A 19,230-nucleotide genomic window follows, 5' to 3' on the forward strand; every position below is an offset into this window, starting at 1 on the left:
TTTATAGACTCCGTTCGTAGGTTGCATACCCAAGAATGATTCCCTAGTTCTTGGCTCTATGGTGGCTCTGTAACAGTTCTGATTGGGAAGGAACGGTCAACCACATGCCTTCTTGTATAAGAAGTTGCCAACACCTACAAACATTGGCGAAGGGAAACTACATCCTTATTTGGATGGGCAAAACACGCGTGTATTTGCCATGACTTGCTTTAGGCTGTGCCTAACCGAAATTCATCCCCATCTTATCGCTAGGCTATTGCCCGTCACGCGTTCGAAGATGGGGATGAATTTCGGAAATACGTTAAAGTTGAGGAAAAAAATATGAACGTTGTTATTAGTACATTAAACGCAAAGTACATTCACACAAATCTAGCAATTCGTTATATTAAAGCATATGCCCAGCCTGAATTTGATTTAGAAATGGCTGAATATACGATTAACGATCCTGTCATGAATATTGTTACTGATTTACATAGGCGCAAACCCGATGTAATAGGATTTAGCTGTTATATTTGGAACATCGAAGAAACAATTGAAGTCATTCAAATGCTTAAGAAGATTAATCCAAACCTTATCATTTTTATCGGTGGTCCAGAAGTTACATATGATGTGACATATTGGCTAAAACGTGTTCCTGAAATCGATTTTATTATTATTGGTGAAGGAGAAATTGCTGTAAAAAATCTTCTATTTGAAATACAAGGTGCACAGCAATTTGAAAATCTTGACGGTATCGGATTTATAAAAGCTGATGGTACCCATGTAATAAAACCGCAACGTGAGAAACTAAACTTAAAAGAATTACCATCCCCTTATCGTTTCCCGGAAGACATTCCACATTTAGGTAAACGTATTACCTATATTGAGACAAGTCGCGGTTGTCCGTTTAGTTGTCAATTTTGTTTATCTTCTATTGAAGTTGGCGTTCGTTACTTTGATCGCGAACGTATTAAAGAGGATATTCGCTACTTGATGAAGAATGGTGCACGTATTATTAAATTCGTCGATCGTACTTTTAACATTAGCCGTAGCTATGCTATGGAGATGTTTCAATTTTTAATTGATGAACATGTACCTGGAACCGTATTTCAATTTGAAATTACAGCCGATATTATGAGGCCTGAAGTCATTGAATTTTTAAATACACATGCCCCTGCTGGTTTGTTCCGGTTTGAAATTGGTGTACAATCTACAAACGACCAAACAAACGACCTCGTAAAAAGACGTCAAAACTTCGAAAAATTGACGAGAACAGTTACAATGGTTCGTGATGGACAAAAAATCGCACAGCATTTAGACTTGATTGCCGGATTGCCTGAAGAAGACTATCAATCCTTCAGAAAAACATTTAATGATGTCTTTGCTTTAGGACCAGAGGAATTACAACTTGGCTTTTTAAAACTGCTGCGTGGTACGGGCCTTCGAATTCGGGCAAATGATCATCAATATATATACATGGATCAGGCACCATATGAAATGCTCGGAAATAATGTACTATCCTTTGATGATATTATTCAAATTAAACAAGTTGAAGATGTATTAGAAAAATATTGGAATGCTCATCGTATAGATAATACCGTGTCATACGTCATATCTCATACATTTGATACACCTTTTGATTTCTTCCAAGAGTTTGGAACTTATTGGGATACACAAGGATGGAGCCGAATTGGACACCAACTAGAAGATTTATTCCAACGTCTGTATCAATTTTTACAATCAAGAAAAACTGCACACCTTCATATGATTAAGGCCTTATTGACAATTGATTATTTACAAAATCATAAATATCGTCCTCGTAAATCATGGATAGCGGAACAAAGGAAAAAAGAGGAGGTAGATTCCTACTATAAAATGATTATGGAACGGCCTAACATACTAGGAGACGCATTTGCTGATCTTCAATTGGTAGAAAAGGACTTGTATAAACACACAATTGTAGAGCATATACCATTTGACTACCACCATTACATGAAGCATGGTGAAATAATTTCCAAACCGTCCATCCTTGTTGCCTACTACGATCCAAAAACAACACAATGTGAATTATTTGCAGCAAATATAAGCTGATTAATAAAGATGACATGATATTACAATTAACAGAGGCTTTCATTCATACCAAAAGCCTCTGTTATTCTAACTAATAGTCCAGCGAATCCCCGCTTTTTTTACTTCTTCTTCAAAGCTATGTGGCATGCTTTTATCACAAATAACATGATGTATATCTGAAAATCCAGAAATGCGATAATTTCCTTTTATACCAAGCTTCGTATGATCACATAAAATAAATGTTTCTTCTGCCTGTCGAACCATAGATTCTGATAACTTCGCTTTCTCCAATTCAAAGCTCGAAACTCCGAAATTAGGTAAAAGTCCATCAATTGAAATGAATGCTTTGTCAAAGTGAAATTGCTGAATGAGTTGCTGAGAAATAGAACCTGATACCCGGCAGTGCTTTGGAGCCACTTTTCCACCAATAAACATCACTTGACCATCAATCATTTTCTTATTAATAAAAGGAATTAATTGCATTGCAACAGGAAACGAGCTTGTAATAACAGTCAAATTTTTTCGGTAAATGAGATATGGTACCATTTGAAGTGGCGTACTACCATCATCAATAACAATGACATCACCATCTTCTACAAAAGTTGCTGCTTTATAGCCGATACGTTTTTTTTCTTCTAAACATAACATTTCTCTTTCTAGCATTGGAGGGTCCACTTTAGTCCCTGGCAATCCGACTGCTCCCCCATATACTTTCTTCAATTTCTTCTCGCGATCCAGGTCTCCTAAATACCTACGAATTGTCTCTGTTGATACCGAAAATTCTTTTGCAAGCTCTGATACCTTTACTTTTCCTTTTAACTCTACTTTCTCAATAATAATCCGCTTACGCTCTTCTCCAACAACAGACATGACTTCACCTCCAGTTATACAAAGTCATATTTCTCTTCTATTAATACTACTTCCTCATGCATGTAAATTCTTCGTTTTTCCATCAAAAATGATTTTTAGATTTTGGAATACCGCTTCTAGAGTTACAACATTTTTCTACTTCTCGGTTCGTAATAAGCTCTATTTTTCATCTTTCGCTTTTATCCCGCTATTCGCGGGCACCTCAAGATGCAGAGAGAAGCAAAGAAGATAGGTGGAGGATAACTGCTGGCATGCGCCCGATTGGTGAGAGCTTTCCAGCAGGACACCACTGATGGAAGTTTCACTTTATTGCCACTGTTTCTTCTTTCTTTGGACTGCATCCTATAAAGTGAAACTTCCATCTCTATTATTAAAATTCCCCTTCATGCTTTGTCCTCTCCTTTGTTTTCATATGTATAATTTCAATATAAACGTTAAATGTAAAAACCACATTAAACAAAGATTAATCTTTTGTTTATTGTTTGTTTTTGTGTAATACGTTGGTACTTCTATGTTTTCTCCCTCTTTTTCGCCTACGACATAACAATAAATTTACAAACAATTAAAAAATCTATAAAAAATCCCACAAAAAAAGAGACGTTTATAAAAAACGCCTCAATTTTTCTTGCCTTTTTTCGAGTTGCGATTTGCATATTTTGCAACATCTTCATTTTCGTACTCTACTGCAAATTCCGCATCCGGCAAGCTTTCTTTTGGAGTTTGATTGTTCTTTGCAGCTGCGTTACGACTTACCTTTCGTTTTACCATACGAAACACTCCTCAATCCTTTATATAAAACCAATGCTTACAGTACTAATATGGACATTGAAACTCCACTCTATAGATGGTAACTGTTAACAAGTTGCGAATACGCAATGTGAGGAAATGCTATAAAATAGGGAGGTACATATACCTTTCTACTTTTATAAACAAGGAGCGGTAAATGTGAAGAGAAATCAACCAATCGACTCTCCTATTCTTGACGAAACAATTCCGCATCAAATGAATTTTCCTTCTTTTAAAGGAACTGGCATCACGATGCAACCACCATTCACCAATGAGTATGGCGTAATTATTGGTGACAGCCAGTATAATTCAGAAAATAGCCCCCTGAACAATTGGAGTGATGATATTGATCCTGCTATGATGGCCGGAGACCAATGGATACATCCAACAAATGATATCGGCTGGATTGCTGAAGAAAATCAAGACTTACTGCAAAAAAACAATACGGATTCAGAAGAAACTTTTATGCATCCGCAGTTTGGTATTAACGATTAATATAGAAAAGCGATTGTATTTTATAAAATACAATCGCTTTTTTTATCCAACAATAATCCGTTCTTTTGGATACTTATATCGAAGTGGTCTCTCTTTTCCCCCAATTACAAATATGAACGTTAAAATACCAATTCGCCCAATAAACATGAGCACAATTAATACGAGTTTTCCAACTGTTGTGAGTTCTGCTGTAATTCCGGTCGATAAACCAACTGTTCCAAATGCTGAACATACTTCTACAAACAGATCCATTAATGGAAATGGTTCCGTTATACATAACACAAATAGTGCTGCGGCACATAGCAAAGCACCCATCAATGCAACAACAAATGCTTTTATAATATCTTCTTCGTGTAATTGTCTCCCAAATACCCGTACACTTCTACCACCTTTTGCAAAGGTATACAATACGAGGATACAAACTGCAAAAGTTGTTGTACGAATACCACCACCGACAGAGCTTGGAGAAGCGCCAATAAACATTAATATACTCATAAAGAACAGTGTTGGGGGCGAAAATTCTTGAATATCCATCGTTGCTAAGCCACCACTTCTTGTTGTAACAGATTGAAACAATGTATAAAACAACATTTCATGCCATGATTTCCCACGTAAAAAATGATTCCACTCTAACAAAAAAATAACGATTGTTCCAACAACCACTAAAGTAAAGAACGTTGTCGTTGTGAGTTTTGTAAATAATGAAAACCGAAATAATTCATGTTTCTTTTTACCTATATATTGTCTCACTTCAATCAATACTGGAAAACCAATTGCCCCTAAAATAATAAGAAGCATATGAATAATTTGTACGATATAATCGTTTTGGTACGGTACAAGCGATTGTCCCGTCAAATCAAATCCGCCATTCGTTGTAGCACTAACAGCTGCAAAAAAGCCATGAAAATATGCTTCCTTCCAATTAGGGAAGTAACGTAAAAATCTTGTTCCTAATAACAGTGCACCAATTACTTCAATTGAAATGATTAATATTAAAATAGAGCGCATTAAATGAACAAGTCCCGCTAAATTTCTTTGATTTTGATCTGCCATAATTAAACGTCGCTGCTGTAAACCTATTTTCTTTCCTGTAATCATCCAAACAAACGTACCAAGCGCCATAATGCCCAGTCCACCTAATTGTAAAACAAGCGCTAAAATAACAATACCTGCTGTAGTAAATGTATCTGGAATCGATACAACAGATAAACCTGTTACACTTACTGCACTAACAGATGTAAATAAAGCATCAATAAATGTCCACTCGACTCCTGGTTTTATAACAAATGGCATGCTTAATAATATAACAGACACAATAACAGCAAGACCATAAAATAAAACGATGAGCTGTACCGGTCTTAAATGTTGTAACCATTTCCTAATACCTTTCATTCCATCACTTCTTTAACTTTTTTACGACGAAATATTTCGAAATCCGAACTACTGCCATGTGCAAATAATTCCTGAAATATTTTTGCAAATACCATACTATAGACGGTGCCATTCCCGCCATAACTTAATGCATAATAGAGGTTTGCAATCGATTCGTCCTCTTTCAGAATGGGCATTCCATCATGTGTTCCGCCAAATATTGCTGCCCAATAATATTCTGCTTGTACGTGTTTCAACTGTGGGAATAATTTTGATGTTATTTGAACAAGAAGATTTCTTTTATGTAGTAGATGTGTGTCACCATATTTTTGTAACATACTCGGTTCATCTAGGCCACCGATTATAATTCGATTCTTATACGTGCGGCAATATAAATACGGACGCGCAGTTTCCCAAATTAACGACTGCTCGTACCATCCCTCAAAATTTGGTTGTTCGTTTGTGACAATTGCATAAGAAGTCGCCAAAGTTGCATTTGCTTCTTTTTTTATCTGTTGCGTTTCGTATCCTGTAGCTATAATAACAGCTTTAGATATAATTTTCTTTCCATTTTTAGTATAACAGATTGTATCTTTATGAACAGATTTAATATGAATAATCTCTGTATCTTCAAAAATAGCCGTTCCATTCTCTTTTGCTTTATGAATAAGAGCATGTGCTAACACATACGGATTCACTTCCGCATCTCCTCTTGTGTACAAAGCAGCTGGTTTTGTAAATGAATAACGTTTCGCTATATCTTCTTCTGTAAAAAACTCAACAGGAAAATCATAATATCTTAAGGTCTCATATTCTTTTCTTAGAAATGAAACATCATCTTTATTACTTGCATAATATAAGCTTCCTCTACGAATAAATTCAGGATCTATATCGAGTTTTGTTACCACTTGCTCCATAGTATCGAGCGCATCATAACATAATCGATATGCTCGAACCCCTTTTTCTTCACCAAATGTATGCACAAACGAAGTTAATGATTTATCTTGAGTGTATTGTAACAACCCTGTATTCGCAAGCGTACTTCCGCTTGCAACTTTCCCTTTATCTACAACTGCCACTTGTAGTCCAATTGCCGATAACATATATGCAAGTTGAGCACCCGCTTGACCACTTCCAATAATAAGCACATCACATATCATATCATTTTCCAACTTTTCATAACAAGGTATAGAAATCCCTTCATCCCAAAACAATTTTCCAAGTAGCAGTTCCATCAAATCTCTCCTAAAATAAATTTATCTTTCTTTATCCCATTATTTTTCGTTATTTCCCATAAAAAAATCCAGCTAGTTTTCACTAGCTGGATTATACTATCATGCTTTAGAAGTGGTATTTTCCACTTCTCTCAATGCAAAATCACCCGTACTCAACTAACTATTAGTGGGAAAAATCACCCACTAATAGAAGTTTCGTTTTACTTTGAACGCTCTTCAAGCCAATTACCAATTGTCGGATATGTTTGTTTCACTGCCGTTCCTCCGTATACAATTGACATATGCCCTGTCGGAATACACACATATTGTTTATCTACACTAGAAATATGATCTAACAATGCTTCCACTTGACATGGAAGTGCAATATGATCACGTTGAGCAGAGATATTCAATACATTTGCTTTAATATTTTCTAATTTCACTTGTTGGCCGCGAATGATAAGTTCCCCTTTTACTAACTTATTCTTTTGGTAGAACTCACGAATCCATTGACGATATGCTTCTCCTGGAAACGGAATTCCATCCGCAACCCATTTTTGAACTAATCTCCAACTTTCTACAAACCGTTCGTTTTCTGAGCGATCAAGGAGCGCTACGTACGGACCTACAAAATTCGAAAGTGGTTTCAACATTTTATTTCCAAAGTCAATCATTTCTGGAGGGATATTTCCAAATGTATCAACTGCTTTATCTAAATTAAAATATTTTTCATCTAATAATGGTCCATATAAACCTGTATCAGAAAAGTCAAATGGGCTCGTCATGAAAATTAAATTACGAATTGGCATATGCGGATGAAGCGCAGCATAAATAGAAGTTAAGGTTCCACCCATGCAATAACCAAGAAGAGAAATTTCTTCCGCATTTGCTGTACGCAATACTTTTTTCACAGCTTTTGCAATGTAATCAAGAACAAAATCATCAAATTTCAAATGACTATCTTCTAAACCAAATGTTCCCCAATCTAGCATATACACATCAAAGCCACGGTCTACTAAGTATTCCACTAAACTATTCCCTGGCGTTAAATCCATAATATACGGCTTATTAATAAGAGCATAAATTAACAAAATAGGAACAGAATGTGTTTTTTCTTGTTTTGGAATGTAACGATATAACTTCGTTTTGTTTTTCGTCCAAATAACCTCTTTCGGTGTTAAGCCTACTTGCGGCTCTGGTTCACGAAGTAACACCTCACTTGCTCGTCTAAAGCGTTTATATGCTTTTTGATATTCCTCTGGATATAACTCTAATTGTTTTTCCCATTCCGTTCTTAATGTTGTCATTTTCACAACTCCTTTATTTTCATTTCTTTTAGAAAGAAAGAAGTGCATACCTATCATAGACATGCACTTCTTTGTTGTTAGATTACATATATAAACCGCCGTTAATATTTAATTGCTGTCCTGTAATGTACGCACCATCACGGCATAAATATACAACACCTTTTGCAATTTCATCTGCTTGACCGAAACGTTTCTTCGGAATTTTCGCTACGATTTGCTCACGAACGTTTTCCGGAACTTCTGCTACCATTTCCGTATCGATAAACCCTGGGCAAATTGCATTTACTGTTACATTCGTTCTTGCATACTCTAACGCTAAAGATTTTGTAAACCCAATCATACCAGCTTTTGCAGCTGAATAGTTCGTCTGCCCAAATCCACCAGCTTGTCCAATAATAGAAGAAATACTAATAATTCGTCCTTCTTCAGCTTCTGTTATGTATGGAAGTGCAGCACTTGTTGTATTGAATACGCTGCTTAAATTCACATCGATAACGCGATCCCAATCTTCACGGTTTAACTTTTTAAATGTACGATCTCTCGTAATACCAGCATTGTTAACTAAAATATCTACTTTTCCAAAATGCTGTACTGTTTCTTCTACAAGACGCTTTGCATCCTCTAATTTAGAAACATCCGCTTGACAAGCATATACATCATGTCCTTCTTTCGCTAGCTCATTCACAAGGTTCTCAGCAGCATCTTTACTGCTATTGTAATTAATCACTACTTTTGCACCTTCTGCTGCTAGTGCTACTGTAATTGCTTTTCCAATCCCCTTTGCTCCACCTGTTACGATTGCTACTTTTCCATGTAATTGAGCCATTTTTGCTCCCCCTTTGTTATAATTCGCGGCCACATGATGGATGAGCTTTGCCTAGATGAACACCGCAATGCATACATACATTTATAAATGATATACCGCCCTAGAAAGAGGTGCTCCCCGCCTCTTTCAGAACGAATATATATTTAACGAAATTATTTTTTATTATCGTTTTTAGCTTGTACCGCTGGTGCTGCTAGTACTGCTGGTACTTGTAACTTTGCTAATACTTCATTTTGTTTTTCAAGCAGTTCAAAAATTTTATCTAATTTATTTTCTAATGTACGAATATCTTGTTTCACTTTTGTGACATCACGCTTTATTGTAGGAGATTGTCCAAGAGACTCTACCTTTTCTTCCAAAAACTCTTCGATATTGTCAACTTTGTTTTCTAAATTAATAACAAGAGAAGCAACTCTGGCAATATCTTCTTGCGTTGGGATATTCACTTTCTCTAAATATCCCTTTGTTGCATCATTCATCATCTTTTGATAAAACAAGTTCAAATCTAGAACGCTTCCCATCCATGCAGAATACTCTTCTGTCTTGACTGTTTCATTAAGCGTTTTTCCCCAAAACTTTTCTGTCTGTTCGTAAACTTCTTTCCAAGCTTGTAGTGGATCGAGTTTTTGTTCAATCACTTCTCCTACACTCCTTTATTTAGTTATTGGAACAATTCAATCTATTCATTATTTTCTAATATTCCGACTAAAAGTTCAAGTGTGTATTTATTTTTTATTTTCCAAAAATACATTGACAAAAAATACAGATAGGTGTAAATTGCACATATAAGAAAAAAATTCCATCTAACTGATTCATGAGGTGATGCACAATCATGCTACAAAATGAACCAGAAAAAAAAGAAAGTTTGGACACAACCCAAACGAAACAACCAAACTCCATGCCAAAAAACTTCTTAGTTCCATTCTTACTTCTCTGTCTTAAAGACTGGAGTCTTCACGGTTACAAACTTATTCAGATGCTAATGGATATTGGCTTTTCTTCTATTGATCAAGGTAATGTATATAGGACTTTACGCAAACTAGAAAAAGAAAACCTCATATCTTCTACTTGGGATACAAGTGAAGGAGGTCCAGCAAAACGAATTTATTCTTTAACGGAATATGGAGAGGAATATTTAACATCTTGCGCTACGTCATTTGAGCAATATCAAAAAATGCTTCGTACGTTTTTTAACCTGTACACAAGTGCATTCTTTCCATTTTCCAATGTTCCAACAAAGGATGAGAAATCTTCATCGTCTTTTGGTGACATAGCAGATTAATCTGCGTTCACAATATGTAAAAAATTTATTTGGGGGTCAAGTCATGGAAACGAAACCACACGAACTTGTTGATGCATTCTGGAAAAACTGGTCACACTCTCTTTCCCTTTTTTCTTCAGCGGGAAAACAAATGGAACAACTTACATTAGAAACATTGAAACATCAGCAGGAAGCTTTGCATAAATTAACAGAAAGTACAGAAGAAATCGAAAAAGAAATCCAGCAATTTTCAGCACAAGCAAACACGCAATATACTGAATATGTAAAGCAATTTGCTGGTAACTCCTTTAATGAACAAATTGACGGATGGCAAGAAAAATGGAATGAACTTTCTAGTCATATGCACCAACTTACTGTTTCTCCAACAAAAGCATCTTTGTCTTTACTTTCACAAACAAGCGGACAATTCGAAGAAGCAGTGAAACAACTGATTAGCCAACAACAACAACGTCAAGAGGTTCAAAAACAAATGGAGAGTTTTTTAGAAGAATTCAAATCCATGCAACTAGACCTCGTAAAAAAGTTCGAGGAAAACTCAAACAATCTATTCACTTCCATGAAATAAGAAAAATGTGGCAACTTACTGCAAAAAATACTCGTCTCTTTCTTTCTCCCCTTACATCGGGATGGCTCACATTTTTCAACATGGAAAAGAAGGAGGAAGAAATGAATCTTTTTCAAGAAGCAGAATCTGTCCATGAGCTTTATTATGATGAGATTCACATTGGTGATCAAGCTTCTTTAACAAAAACGATTACAGACGAAGATATTGTTACTTTTGCAAAACTTACCGGTGACGTAAATCCAATTCATTTGCTTGATTCTTTTGCAAAAACAACGATGTTTAAAGAACGTATTGCTCACGGTATGCTCGTATCTAGCTTTATTTCAACAATACTCGGAACAAAGCTTCCAGGGAAAAATACCATTTATTTATCTCAAAATATGGCATTCCGTGCTCCTGTAAAAATTGGGGATACGTTACGTGTTGTGGCTGAAGTAATTGAAAAACGCGATGACAAAAGAATTATTACGTTACAAACAAATGTATATAATCAATACGATAAAGTTGTTGTTGAAGGTACAGCAACTGTCCTGAAAAAAGAGTAGCGCTGCTACTCTTTTTCATTTCATCCAAGAACTGTTAGTATGACCGATTACTTCCGCGTATGAGTGAAAACAGAACACATACAATAACATTATCAGCTATCATAAGCTGAAAATAGAAAAAGGGGTATATCTAACATGGCGAAAACAAATAAACTACTTGTCCCTGGCGCTGAACAAGCACTAGAACAATTTAAGTATGAAATTGCTCAAGAATTTGGCGTGAATTTAGGCTCTAACACAGCTTCTCGCTCTAACGGATCTGTTGGCGGTGAAGTAACAAAACGTCTCGTTTCACTTGCACAACAACAATTACGCGGATAATTAATCAAATAAATAATGGATTTGAGGCAGATATTCTCTGCCTCTTTTCTTTTGCCTGTAGAAAGTATGTAAAGTTCAACTTCCATCAGTGGGGATTTTTTCATCCCCCCTGATGGTTAGTTGAACCAATCCCGCATAAACGTTAAATATCTGAGCAAAAATTTTTTAACTGGTTGACAAACATTAACAGTTCTTATATATTATACATAACAGCATATTTCCAAAGGGGAGTAGCGTCAGAGAAAATATTCTCTGAAACAAAGTCGTCATTACGTGGAACTATGTTCCTCCGGCTTTGTTGGCATATTTTATTACATATGTCTAGCAAGACCTTTGCCTATTAACGGCAGAGGTCTTTTTTGTGTTCTTTTTGAAATTTCTCTGCCATTGGTAGAGCTTATTTTGGGGAAGCTAAACAATGGGGAATTTTCTTCTTTTGTTTAGCACATATACAAACGAGAGGAGAATGTAAATGGATCTATCTTTATTATTGGAGTATGGTTGGGTATTACTTATTTTAGTTGTTTTGGAGGGAATTTTAGCAGCAGATAACGCACTCGTCCTTGCTATTATGGTAAAACATTTACCTGAAGAAAGACGTAAAAAAGCCTTATTTTATGGGCTTGCAGGAGCCTTTGTATTTCGCTTTGGATCGCTGTTTATAATTTCATTTCTTGTCGATGTATGGCAAGTACAAGCGATTGGTGCCATCTATTTAATGTTTATTGCTGGTAACCATCTTGTAAAAACTTATGTAAAAAAGAATGCAGCGCACGAAGAAACAGAGAAAAAAGAGACAGAGAAAAAACAAGAAAACTTTTGGTGGACTGTATTTAAAGTAGAGGTTGCTGATATTGCGTTTGCTATTGACTCTATTTTAGCGGCTGTTGCATTAGCTGTGACATTACCGAAAACAAATCTTGGTACAATCGGTAGCCTCGATACAGCACAGTTTTTCGTTATTTTCGCAGGTGGTATGATTGGATTAATCATTATGCGCTTTGCCGCATCTGCTTTCGTAAACTTACTGAAACGTAAACCTGGGTTGGAAACTGCTGCATTCACGATTGTAGGTTGGGTTGGTGTGAAATTAGCAGTTCATACGTTGGCTCACCCTGCATTAGGTGTGATTCCACATGAATTCCCAGAATCAGCTACTTGGAAAATTATATTTTGGACTGTATTGCTTGGAATTGGTGCATGTGGCTGGTTCTTATCAAAAGAAACAACGCCAAATGTACAACAAGATTCGAAAAAATATAACGAAAAAGCGCTGTAATTTCAGCGCTTTTTCCTTTTTCTTTGAAAATGACCGAACTTTCTTAATCATTGAAAACACACTATATTATATAACATAAATGTTAACGTTTTCATTAAAATCATGTCCTTTTTGTGAAATATTGCACAAACTTATTGAAAGTATGAACAAATACGTGTACTTTATTCATATCAAGAGTATTTATAAACGATGGATTAAAGGAGCGTAATGACTTATGCTAGAACAAGGAGTAGCTTACCTTGTGCAGCTTGCAAAGAAGAAAAAACAAATGCTAGATAACAATCCAATGCAATATTTTCTTCGTGCTGCACTTGCTGGTATCTATATTGGTTTTGTTATTGTACTATGTTTTAAATTAGGGAATTTCTTTCATGATGCACATTCACCCGCAACTTATTTAGCATCTTCTATGTTTTTTGGAATCGCACTCATTTTAATTCTTTATGGCGGTGCTGAATTATTTACAGGAAATACAATGTATTTCACAGTTGCAACTTTGCGAAAAGAGACAACGATTGGTGATACATTACGTAACTGGGGTGCTTGTTATGCAGGTAACTTAGTAGGGGCAATATTTTTTGCAGCACTCTTCTATGCGACTGGTATTTTTGAAACGATTAGTCACAATCACTTATTAAATGAAGTTGTCGGAGGAAAGATGGGCGCATCAACAATGCATCTATTTTTTAAAGGTATTTTATGTAACTGGCTCGTTTGTCTTGCATGTTTCCTTCCTTCTCAAGTAAAGGGAGATACAGCAAAAATACTTACGATAATGCTTATTGTCTTTACATTTTTCTTATCTGGATATGAACATAGCATCGCAAATCTATCACTATTTACAATTGCTTTAGTATCACCACACCCTGATACAATTTCTTTTGCGGGTGCAATTCATAACTTAATTCCCGTTACAATTGGGAATATTATTGGCGGATCGGTGTTTGTCGGCATGGTGTATCATTATTTGACTATAACAAAAAGTAACCCAGAATCTACAGAAGATGGAATAATTTCCACACAAACTGAAGAAATTATTCCATTACAAGTACATGTAAAATAAAATTTTAATCAGTGGAGGGTCTTCATTCTCCACTGATTATTAGCTGAACTACTCAAACACATACCAGCAGTTATCCCCTACTACCTTCTTTACTTTCGCTGAATTTTGAGGTAGGGGTATTACTGATGAACATCAAAAATATGCATTCCAATCAACTTGGAATGCATATTTTTTAATAACTCCCGACGCATTTTATTATAATAGACGCAGAAATTTCTCCTGATTCTTTTCCTTTTTGTATTCGATTTAACATATAATGTTGTCCAATCGTATCATTCGTATGTAAATGAATTTTCTCTACATGTAAGCCTTCCTTACAAAATATATCTATGAAATACAATCCGTTTTTTTGCCGCAATCCCATATTATAATCGAGCGATAACGTATGTACCCTATTATTCCGAACAAAATCCAGCGCCTGCTCGACTGTGGTAGCTAGCATAAAGCCAGCTGGACACGGCCTTTGATCATCCATATATACGTTCATCTAATCCCTCCTCTACATACACATACTATATGAACATACTGTTCCAAGCGCAATAAATGGTGCAAAAGGAAGCGGTTCTTTATAAGTCATGCGCCGAATAATAACAGAAATAGTAAGAAAGCAAAGACCAAATAATGAAGAGAAACAAAGTGACAGTAGTATTGCTTTTGTTCCAACTACAAATCCAAGTAAAATGAACAATTTGACATCTCCACCGCCAATACCTGCTGGATGAATTACTTGAATAATATATAAGAACACAAACATAACCGCTGCTCCCAGTAATCCATCCCACCATGGGGAAAGCGGTATAAAAAAACGCTCTATTACAAATAGCCCTGCAAAAAAGAATAAAATACGATTTGGAATTACCATATAGAGAAGATCTGTGATGGTAACAATGAAAAGAAGTGATAATAGAGTCCAAACAATAATAAGCTGCTCACTAGGACCGATAAAAAACGCTGTAAAGAAAAACGATATACCTGCAATACCCTCAAATAGCGGATGAAAAGGTGAGATTTTTATATCACAATGTGTGCACCGTCCTTTTTGTATACAAAATGATACAATAGGAATCAACTCTTTTACTTGTAATACATAATGACAATGCGAACAGTGTGAGCGCGGTTTTATAATGGAATAACCGAGTGGAATACGATAGGCAACGACTTGATAAAAAGAACCTAGTATCAAGCCAACGAAAAAAGCATATGCATAAAATAGCATTTCGCCATCTCCTTTCGCACCTAATATAGCAAAAAAGTTGAACATGTTGTATTTTCAAAAACTTATCTTTATCTATAAAAAAACAGACCTTTACTAGGCCTGTTTTTCCATTTATACAACAAAATAAAATGCTTTTAATGGTCCATGTACACCAACGACAAGGTTCATTTCAATGTCAGCAGAGTTACTTGGTCCTGTAATAAAGTTAATACAAGAAGCTGGTGCTTCTCCATTTTCTACACGTGTATTTAAATCATGTACCGCTTGTGTAATACGCGGTACTAATGTTTCACGTGGAATAATAGCTACGTAAATAGTTGGTAAGAAGTGTAGTGAACGTCCTCTTCCTTTATGACTTTGCACTACAATTGTACCAGATTCCGCTAACGTATAATCACTAAACGAAATTCCGATATTTGCTTTTTCCGCTAGCTTCATATTTTCATCTTTCTTCTCGGGATCCCAAGTATTCACTTCTACGTTTTCGCCTGGAAGTTCCGCTCCAAACAGTTGTTGTAATCCATACTCTTCAAAACGATCATCTTGAGATAACATAATTGGCCCGCCGCCATTTTCTGTGATAACTTTCTTGATCGCTGCACTTAATTCATCTCTATTCGTTTCAATGACAGTCGTATGAATGTTGTTACATTGTTTCTTAAATACTTCTAATAGTTCTTCTTGTGAGTAATCGTTTAACGTCTCTAAATTCACATTATTTTTCCATTTAGGGCGCTGTACACCTTCTGTTTTACGCTCACGTCCAAGTTGTTTTGCGACATTCTCTAAAAATGAATCACGATTTTGAATCGTTCCTGCCATTAGTTATTCCCGCCTTTCTTATGCTCTTTATACCAATCACGGAATCTTTCTTTGCTTGGAGCTGGGAATTCGCGAATCTCCGTCCAATTTTTAAGCGGTCCCACACCTTTAGAAACGCGGTTTCCAGATGTGAATGGGCTCATTGCAGCCGGCGCCATTTTAGATCCCATTTTGTATAAAGCAGCAGAAGAAGCACCCATACTAAACATCTTCATCGCAAGCTTTTCTGCAAGTGGTGCACGTCCTTCTTTTTCCACAATTACTTGACGATGTTTTAATAACAAGTCATGTAATGGAATTTTTACCGGACAAGCTTCTGTACATGCTCCGCATAAACTAGACGCATATGGAAGTTCTTTATAATCATCATATCCACCTAAAAGCGGTGTTAATACCGCACCAATTGGACCTGAATAAATTGATCCGTAAGAGTGACCACCAACATGACGATATACAGGACATACATTCACACACGCCGCACAGCGAATACATTGCAGCACTTGACGAAATTCAGAACCTAAAATTTCAGAACGACCATTATCTACAACAACTAAATGGAACTCTTCAGGTCCATCTACTTCGTCTTCTTGAATTGGTCCTGCTACTGTTACATAACTTGTTAGCTTTTGACCAACAGCACTACGGCAAAGTAAACCAACAAGAACATCAAGCTCTTCCATTGTTGGAACCATACGTTCCATACCCATTACTGCAATTTGCGTTTTCGGGATAGACATCACAAGGTCTGCGTTACCTTCATTTGTTACTAAACAAAGAGAACCTGTGTTAGCAACTGCAAAGTTACATCCTGTTACGCCAATTTCTGCATCCATAAATTTTTCACGAAGAATTTTACGAACGAATTTCGTCATTTCATATGGATCATCAGAGTTTTCATATCCTAATTTTTCTTTAAACACACCTTGAATTTGCGTTCTATTTTTATGAAGTGCTGGTGCAACAATGTGAGATGGTGGATCATTGTCTACTTGTAAAATGTATTCCCCTAAGTCACTCTCAACGACCTCACAGCCGATTTCTTGAAGTACATGGTTCATACCGATTTCTTCTGTTACCATTGATTTTGATTTAACTACTTTTTTCGCTTGTTTCTTTTCAGCTACTTGTTTAATATACTCAGCTGCTTCTTCCTTCGTTTTCGCAAAGAAAACATGGCCGCCTCGTTTTGATACATTTTCACTCAGCTGCATTAAATAATAATCTAAATTTTCTAGCGTATGCTGACGAATTTGTTCACCAAGGTCACGCCACTCTTCCCAGTTTCCTAATTCATCAGCTGCCTCTAAACGTTTTGTGTATAGACGCGTTTGTGCAGACGATACTGCTCCGCGCATAAATGAATCTTGAAGATTTTCGCCAACACGATCATTAAATTTTTTATCACTAGTTTTCATAGACATAGTTTACTTCCCCCTCCATCAGCGGCTATTCAATACTTCAGCAATATGCATCACTTTTACATTTTTTCCTAAACGCTCGATACGCCCGCCAATGTTTAACAAACACCCACAGTCTGCTCCAATTAAATAATCTGCTCCAGTTTCCATGACACTGTCGACTTTTTCATCTACCATTTGCTCAGAAATTGGTGTCATTTTTACTGAGAACGTTCCCCCAAAACCGCAACAATTTTGTACATTTGGTAGTTCTTTCACTTCTAGACCTTTCACATTTGATAGTAAAATGCCTGGAGCTTCTTTTACTCCTAGTAAACGTGTCATATGACAAGATTTATGAACCGTTGCTACGCCATCCAAGCGGGCACCAACGTCAGTAACTTTTAACACATCAACAATAAATTGTGTCAGTTCATATGTTTTTTCAGCTACTTTTTTCGCACGTGGTCCCCATTCTGGATCATCTTTAAATACGTGTGGATACTCGTGAAACATTGTCGCACAAGAACCAGAAGGTGTAACGATATACTCAGCGTTTTCAAATGTGCTAATCATATGCTTCATTGCTTCTTTTGCTGCTTCTACGTGGCCGCTATTGTAAGCTGGTTGTCCACAACAAACTTGCGCTTCTGGAAATTCAATTTCACAACCTAATCGCTCTAAAATTTCAACCGTTGCTTTGCCGACATTTGTTTCAAACATATCGACTAAGCATGTAACAAATAATGTAACTTTCATATTATAGTTCCCCCTCATTTCAACTCAGCCAACAATCATATGGTCATCAGATGACTTAGTAAAAAGAAAGAAGCGAAACATAAACTGCTCATGTTCATTCTTTCTTCTATTTAGAAAACGCTTACTTATTCTTTCTCTATTTTATCAAAAAAATAAAATTTTGAAAGTACAATATTACGAATTTGTTTTCTCGATGCCTGTGACCATACATTCCACATTCGTTAGGTGATCTTGCATCGCTTGCTGCGCTGCTTCAATATCATTCTCTAACACTGCTTCATAAATTTTTCGATGCTCTTCTAGAAGTCTTTCTGCTGTTGTTTGTTCACCATATAAAATAATTCGTCTTGTTTCACCAATTGCTTCAGCGATCATTTCAGAAACATGGTTCATCAATTCTAACAAAATATTGTTGTGTGAAGCTTCTGCAATTGCCATATGGAAATGAAAATCTGCTTTTTCACCAGCATTTTCATCTCCTACGCTTTTTTGCATCTCATCTAACCAATGCTGCATATTGTGTAAATTTTCTTCTGTACGTTTTACTGCCGCCGCACGAGCCGCTCCTACTTCAAGCACTTTCCGTACTTCCAATAAATTCACAATATCCTCTTGTTTCATTAATAGAGTTGTATTTAATGACGCTGTTAAAGAAGATGGATCGAAATTCTTCACATACGTGCCTTCCCCTTGTTTCATCTCAATTAAGCCCATTGCTCGCAAGGCACTTAACGCTTCGCGCACAGCAGATCTGCCAACTTGAAACTGCTCTGCCAATTGATGAACAGGAAGAAGTTTGTCACCAGGCTTTAATGTACCATTTTTAATCATTGCTAAAATGGCTTCCGATACTTCTTCGTAAATTTTTTTCGGCTTAATAGATTTGTATTCCAGTTGTATCACCCCAGTATCATCCAAACAACAATGACAACAATTTATCCCGCGCTAACGGGCAGTAGGACTCCCACCTCAAGATTCTGAGAAGTCAAAGAAGATAGGCGAGAGATAACTGCTAGCATGCGCCAGATTCGTTCAACTAACCATCGGCAGGAAGATAAACCGT

Annotated in this window: 21 protein-coding genes and 1 riboswitch; of the genes, 8 read left to right on the forward strand and 13 right to left on the reverse strand. The window is 36.3% G+C overall.

The annotated features are described in order from the left end of the window. Positions 1-321 precede the first annotated feature (321 nt). Entirely contained in the window at positions 322-2,070 is a 1,749-nt protein-coding gene (locus CN326_RS20865; RefSeq protein WP_098310896.1) for a B12-binding domain-containing radical SAM protein, read from the forward strand. 66 nt (positions 2,071-2,136) lie between these two features. Here the strand turns inward: CN326_RS20865 and CN326_RS20870 are convergent, their stop codons facing one another. Then, complete coding sequence (locus tag CN326_RS20870; protein WP_098310897.1) at positions 2,137-2,919, reverse strand: DeoR/GlpR family DNA-binding transcription regulator; 783 nt, start codon at positions 2,917-2,919, stop codon at positions 2,137-2,139. Between the two features lie 615 nt (positions 2,920-3,534). Then, positions 3,535-3,687, reverse strand: coding sequence for a hypothetical protein (locus CN326_RS24750; protein WP_176524721.1), 153 nt, complete (start codon positions 3,685-3,687; stop codon positions 3,535-3,537). Positions 3,688-3,864: 177 nt separating this feature from the next. On the opposite strand from CN326_RS24750, the gene CN326_RS20880 reads away from it, so the two are divergent. After that, positions 3,865-4,200 (forward strand): DUF3905 domain-containing protein, encoded by a 336-nt coding sequence (locus CN326_RS20880; protein WP_098310899.1) that lies wholly within the window; start codon positions 3,865-3,867, stop codon positions 4,198-4,200. 42 nt (positions 4,201-4,242) lie between these two features. Here the strand turns inward: CN326_RS20880 and CN326_RS20885 are convergent, their stop codons facing one another. The 5 genes from CN326_RS20885 to phaR all read right to left on the reverse strand — a co-directional run bounded on the left by CN326_RS20885 (position 4,243) and on the right by phaR (position 9,556). Then, on the reverse strand, positions 4,243-5,592 hold the full coding sequence (locus tag CN326_RS20885) for a TrkH family potassium uptake protein (protein WP_098310900.1): 1,350 nt from the start codon (positions 5,590-5,592) through the stop codon (positions 4,243-4,245). Further along, positions 5,589-6,806 carry an NAD(P)/FAD-dependent oxidoreductase gene (locus CN326_RS20890; RefSeq protein ID WP_098310901.1) on the reverse strand — a complete coding sequence of 406 codons (1,218 nt, stop codon included), beginning with the start codon at positions 6,804-6,806 and terminating at the stop codon, positions 5,589-5,591. Before CN326_RS20890 ends, CN326_RS20885 begins: the two co-directional genes overlap by 4 nt. A gap of 200 nt (positions 6,807-7,006) precedes the next feature. Continuing rightward, positions 7,007-8,092 (reverse strand): class III poly(R)-hydroxyalkanoic acid synthase subunit PhaC, encoded by a 1,086-nt coding sequence (gene phaC, locus CN326_RS20895; RefSeq protein ID WP_098310902.1) that lies wholly within the window; start codon positions 8,090-8,092, stop codon positions 7,007-7,009. 82 nt (positions 8,093-8,174) lie between these two features. Beyond that, positions 8,175-8,918, reverse strand: a complete 744-nt coding sequence (phbB, locus tag CN326_RS20900) for an acetoacetyl-CoA reductase (protein WP_098310903.1) — start codon at positions 8,916-8,918, stop codon at positions 8,175-8,177. 152 nt (positions 8,919-9,070) lie between these two features. Continuing rightward, a complete protein-coding gene (gene phaR, locus CN326_RS20905) occupies positions 9,071-9,556 on the reverse strand; it encodes a polyhydroxyalkanoic acid synthase subunit PhaR (RefSeq protein ID WP_098310904.1) in 486 nt (161 codons plus the stop codon). A gap of 194 nt (positions 9,557-9,750) precedes the next feature. On the opposite strand from phaR, the gene phaQ reads away from it, so the two are divergent. The 6 genes from phaQ to CN326_RS20935 all read left to right on the forward strand — a co-directional run bounded on the left by phaQ (position 9,751) and on the right by CN326_RS20935 (position 13,973). After that, a complete protein-coding gene (gene phaQ, locus CN326_RS20910; RefSeq protein WP_098310905.1) occupies positions 9,751-10,200 on the forward strand; it encodes a poly-beta-hydroxybutyrate-responsive repressor in 450 nt (149 codons plus the stop codon). Between the two features lie 43 nt (positions 10,201-10,243). Further along, positions 10,244-10,765 (forward strand): polyhydroxyalkanoic acid inclusion protein PhaP, encoded by a 522-nt coding sequence (gene phaP, locus CN326_RS20915; protein WP_098310906.1) that lies wholly within the window; start codon positions 10,244-10,246, stop codon positions 10,763-10,765. Between the two features lie 101 nt (positions 10,766-10,866). Further along, complete coding sequence (locus tag CN326_RS20920; RefSeq protein WP_098310907.1) at positions 10,867-11,310, forward strand: MaoC family dehydratase; 444 nt, start codon at positions 10,867-10,869, stop codon at positions 11,308-11,310. Positions 11,311-11,445: 135 nt separating this feature from the next. Beyond that, the gene (locus CN326_RS20925; protein ID WP_020061915.1) at positions 11,446-11,631 is read left to right on the forward strand and encodes an alpha/beta-type small acid-soluble spore protein; all 186 of its coding nucleotides are present in this window, start codon (positions 11,446-11,448) and stop codon (positions 11,629-11,631) included. A gap of 213 nt (positions 11,632-11,844) precedes the next feature. Next, positions 11,845-12,017, forward strand: a riboswitch (yybP-ykoY riboswitch). Between the two features lie 86 nt (positions 12,018-12,103). Continuing rightward, positions 12,104-12,910: a TerC family protein gene (locus CN326_RS20930; protein ID WP_098310908.1), complete on the forward strand. Its 807-nt coding sequence runs from the start codon at positions 12,104-12,106 to the stop codon at positions 12,908-12,910. A gap of 214 nt (positions 12,911-13,124) precedes the next feature. Continuing rightward, entirely contained in the window at positions 13,125-13,973 is an 849-nt protein-coding gene (locus CN326_RS20935) for a formate/nitrite transporter family protein (RefSeq protein ID WP_098310909.1), read from the forward strand. Positions 13,974-14,145: 172 nt separating this feature from the next. Here CN326_RS20935 and CN326_RS20940 read toward each other — a convergent pair whose 3' ends face one another. From CN326_RS20940 to CN326_RS20965, 6 genes are all read right to left on the reverse strand, one after another. Further along, the gene (locus tag CN326_RS20940; protein WP_098310910.1) at positions 14,146-14,460 is read right to left on the reverse strand and encodes a cyclic-phosphate processing receiver domain-containing protein; all 315 of its coding nucleotides are present in this window, start codon (positions 14,458-14,460) and stop codon (positions 14,146-14,148) included. Positions 14,461-14,472: 12 nt separating this feature from the next. Then, the gene (locus CN326_RS20945; protein ID WP_098310911.1) at positions 14,473-15,189 is read right to left on the reverse strand and encodes a prepilin peptidase; all 717 of its coding nucleotides are present in this window, start codon (positions 15,187-15,189) and stop codon (positions 14,473-14,475) included. Between the two features lie 111 nt (positions 15,190-15,300). Beyond that, positions 15,301-16,011, reverse strand: coding sequence for a LutC/YkgG family protein (locus CN326_RS20950; RefSeq protein ID WP_098310912.1), 711 nt, complete (start codon positions 16,009-16,011; stop codon positions 15,301-15,303). Continuing rightward, positions 16,011-17,432 carry a LutB/LldF family L-lactate oxidation iron-sulfur protein gene (locus CN326_RS20955; protein ID WP_098310913.1) on the reverse strand — a complete coding sequence of 474 codons (1,422 nt, stop codon included), beginning with the start codon at positions 17,430-17,432 and terminating at the stop codon, positions 16,011-16,013. Before CN326_RS20955 ends, CN326_RS20950 begins: the two co-directional genes overlap by 1 nt. Before the next feature lie 18 nt (positions 17,433-17,450). Continuing rightward, entirely contained in the window at positions 17,451-18,167 is a 717-nt protein-coding gene (locus tag CN326_RS20960; protein ID WP_098310914.1) for a (Fe-S)-binding protein, read from the reverse strand. Positions 18,168-18,341: 174 nt separating this feature from the next. Next, positions 18,342-19,031: a FadR/GntR family transcriptional regulator gene (locus CN326_RS20965; protein ID WP_255258176.1), complete on the reverse strand. Its 690-nt coding sequence runs from the start codon at positions 19,029-19,031 to the stop codon at positions 18,342-18,344. Positions 19,032-19,230: the final 199 nt, after the last annotated feature.

The sequence above is a fragment of the Bacillus sp. AFS018417 genome (genome assembly GCF_002560985.1).
Classification (GTDB): domain Bacteria; phylum Bacillota; class Bacilli; order Bacillales; family Bacillaceae_G; genus Bacillus_A; species Bacillus_A rhizoplanae.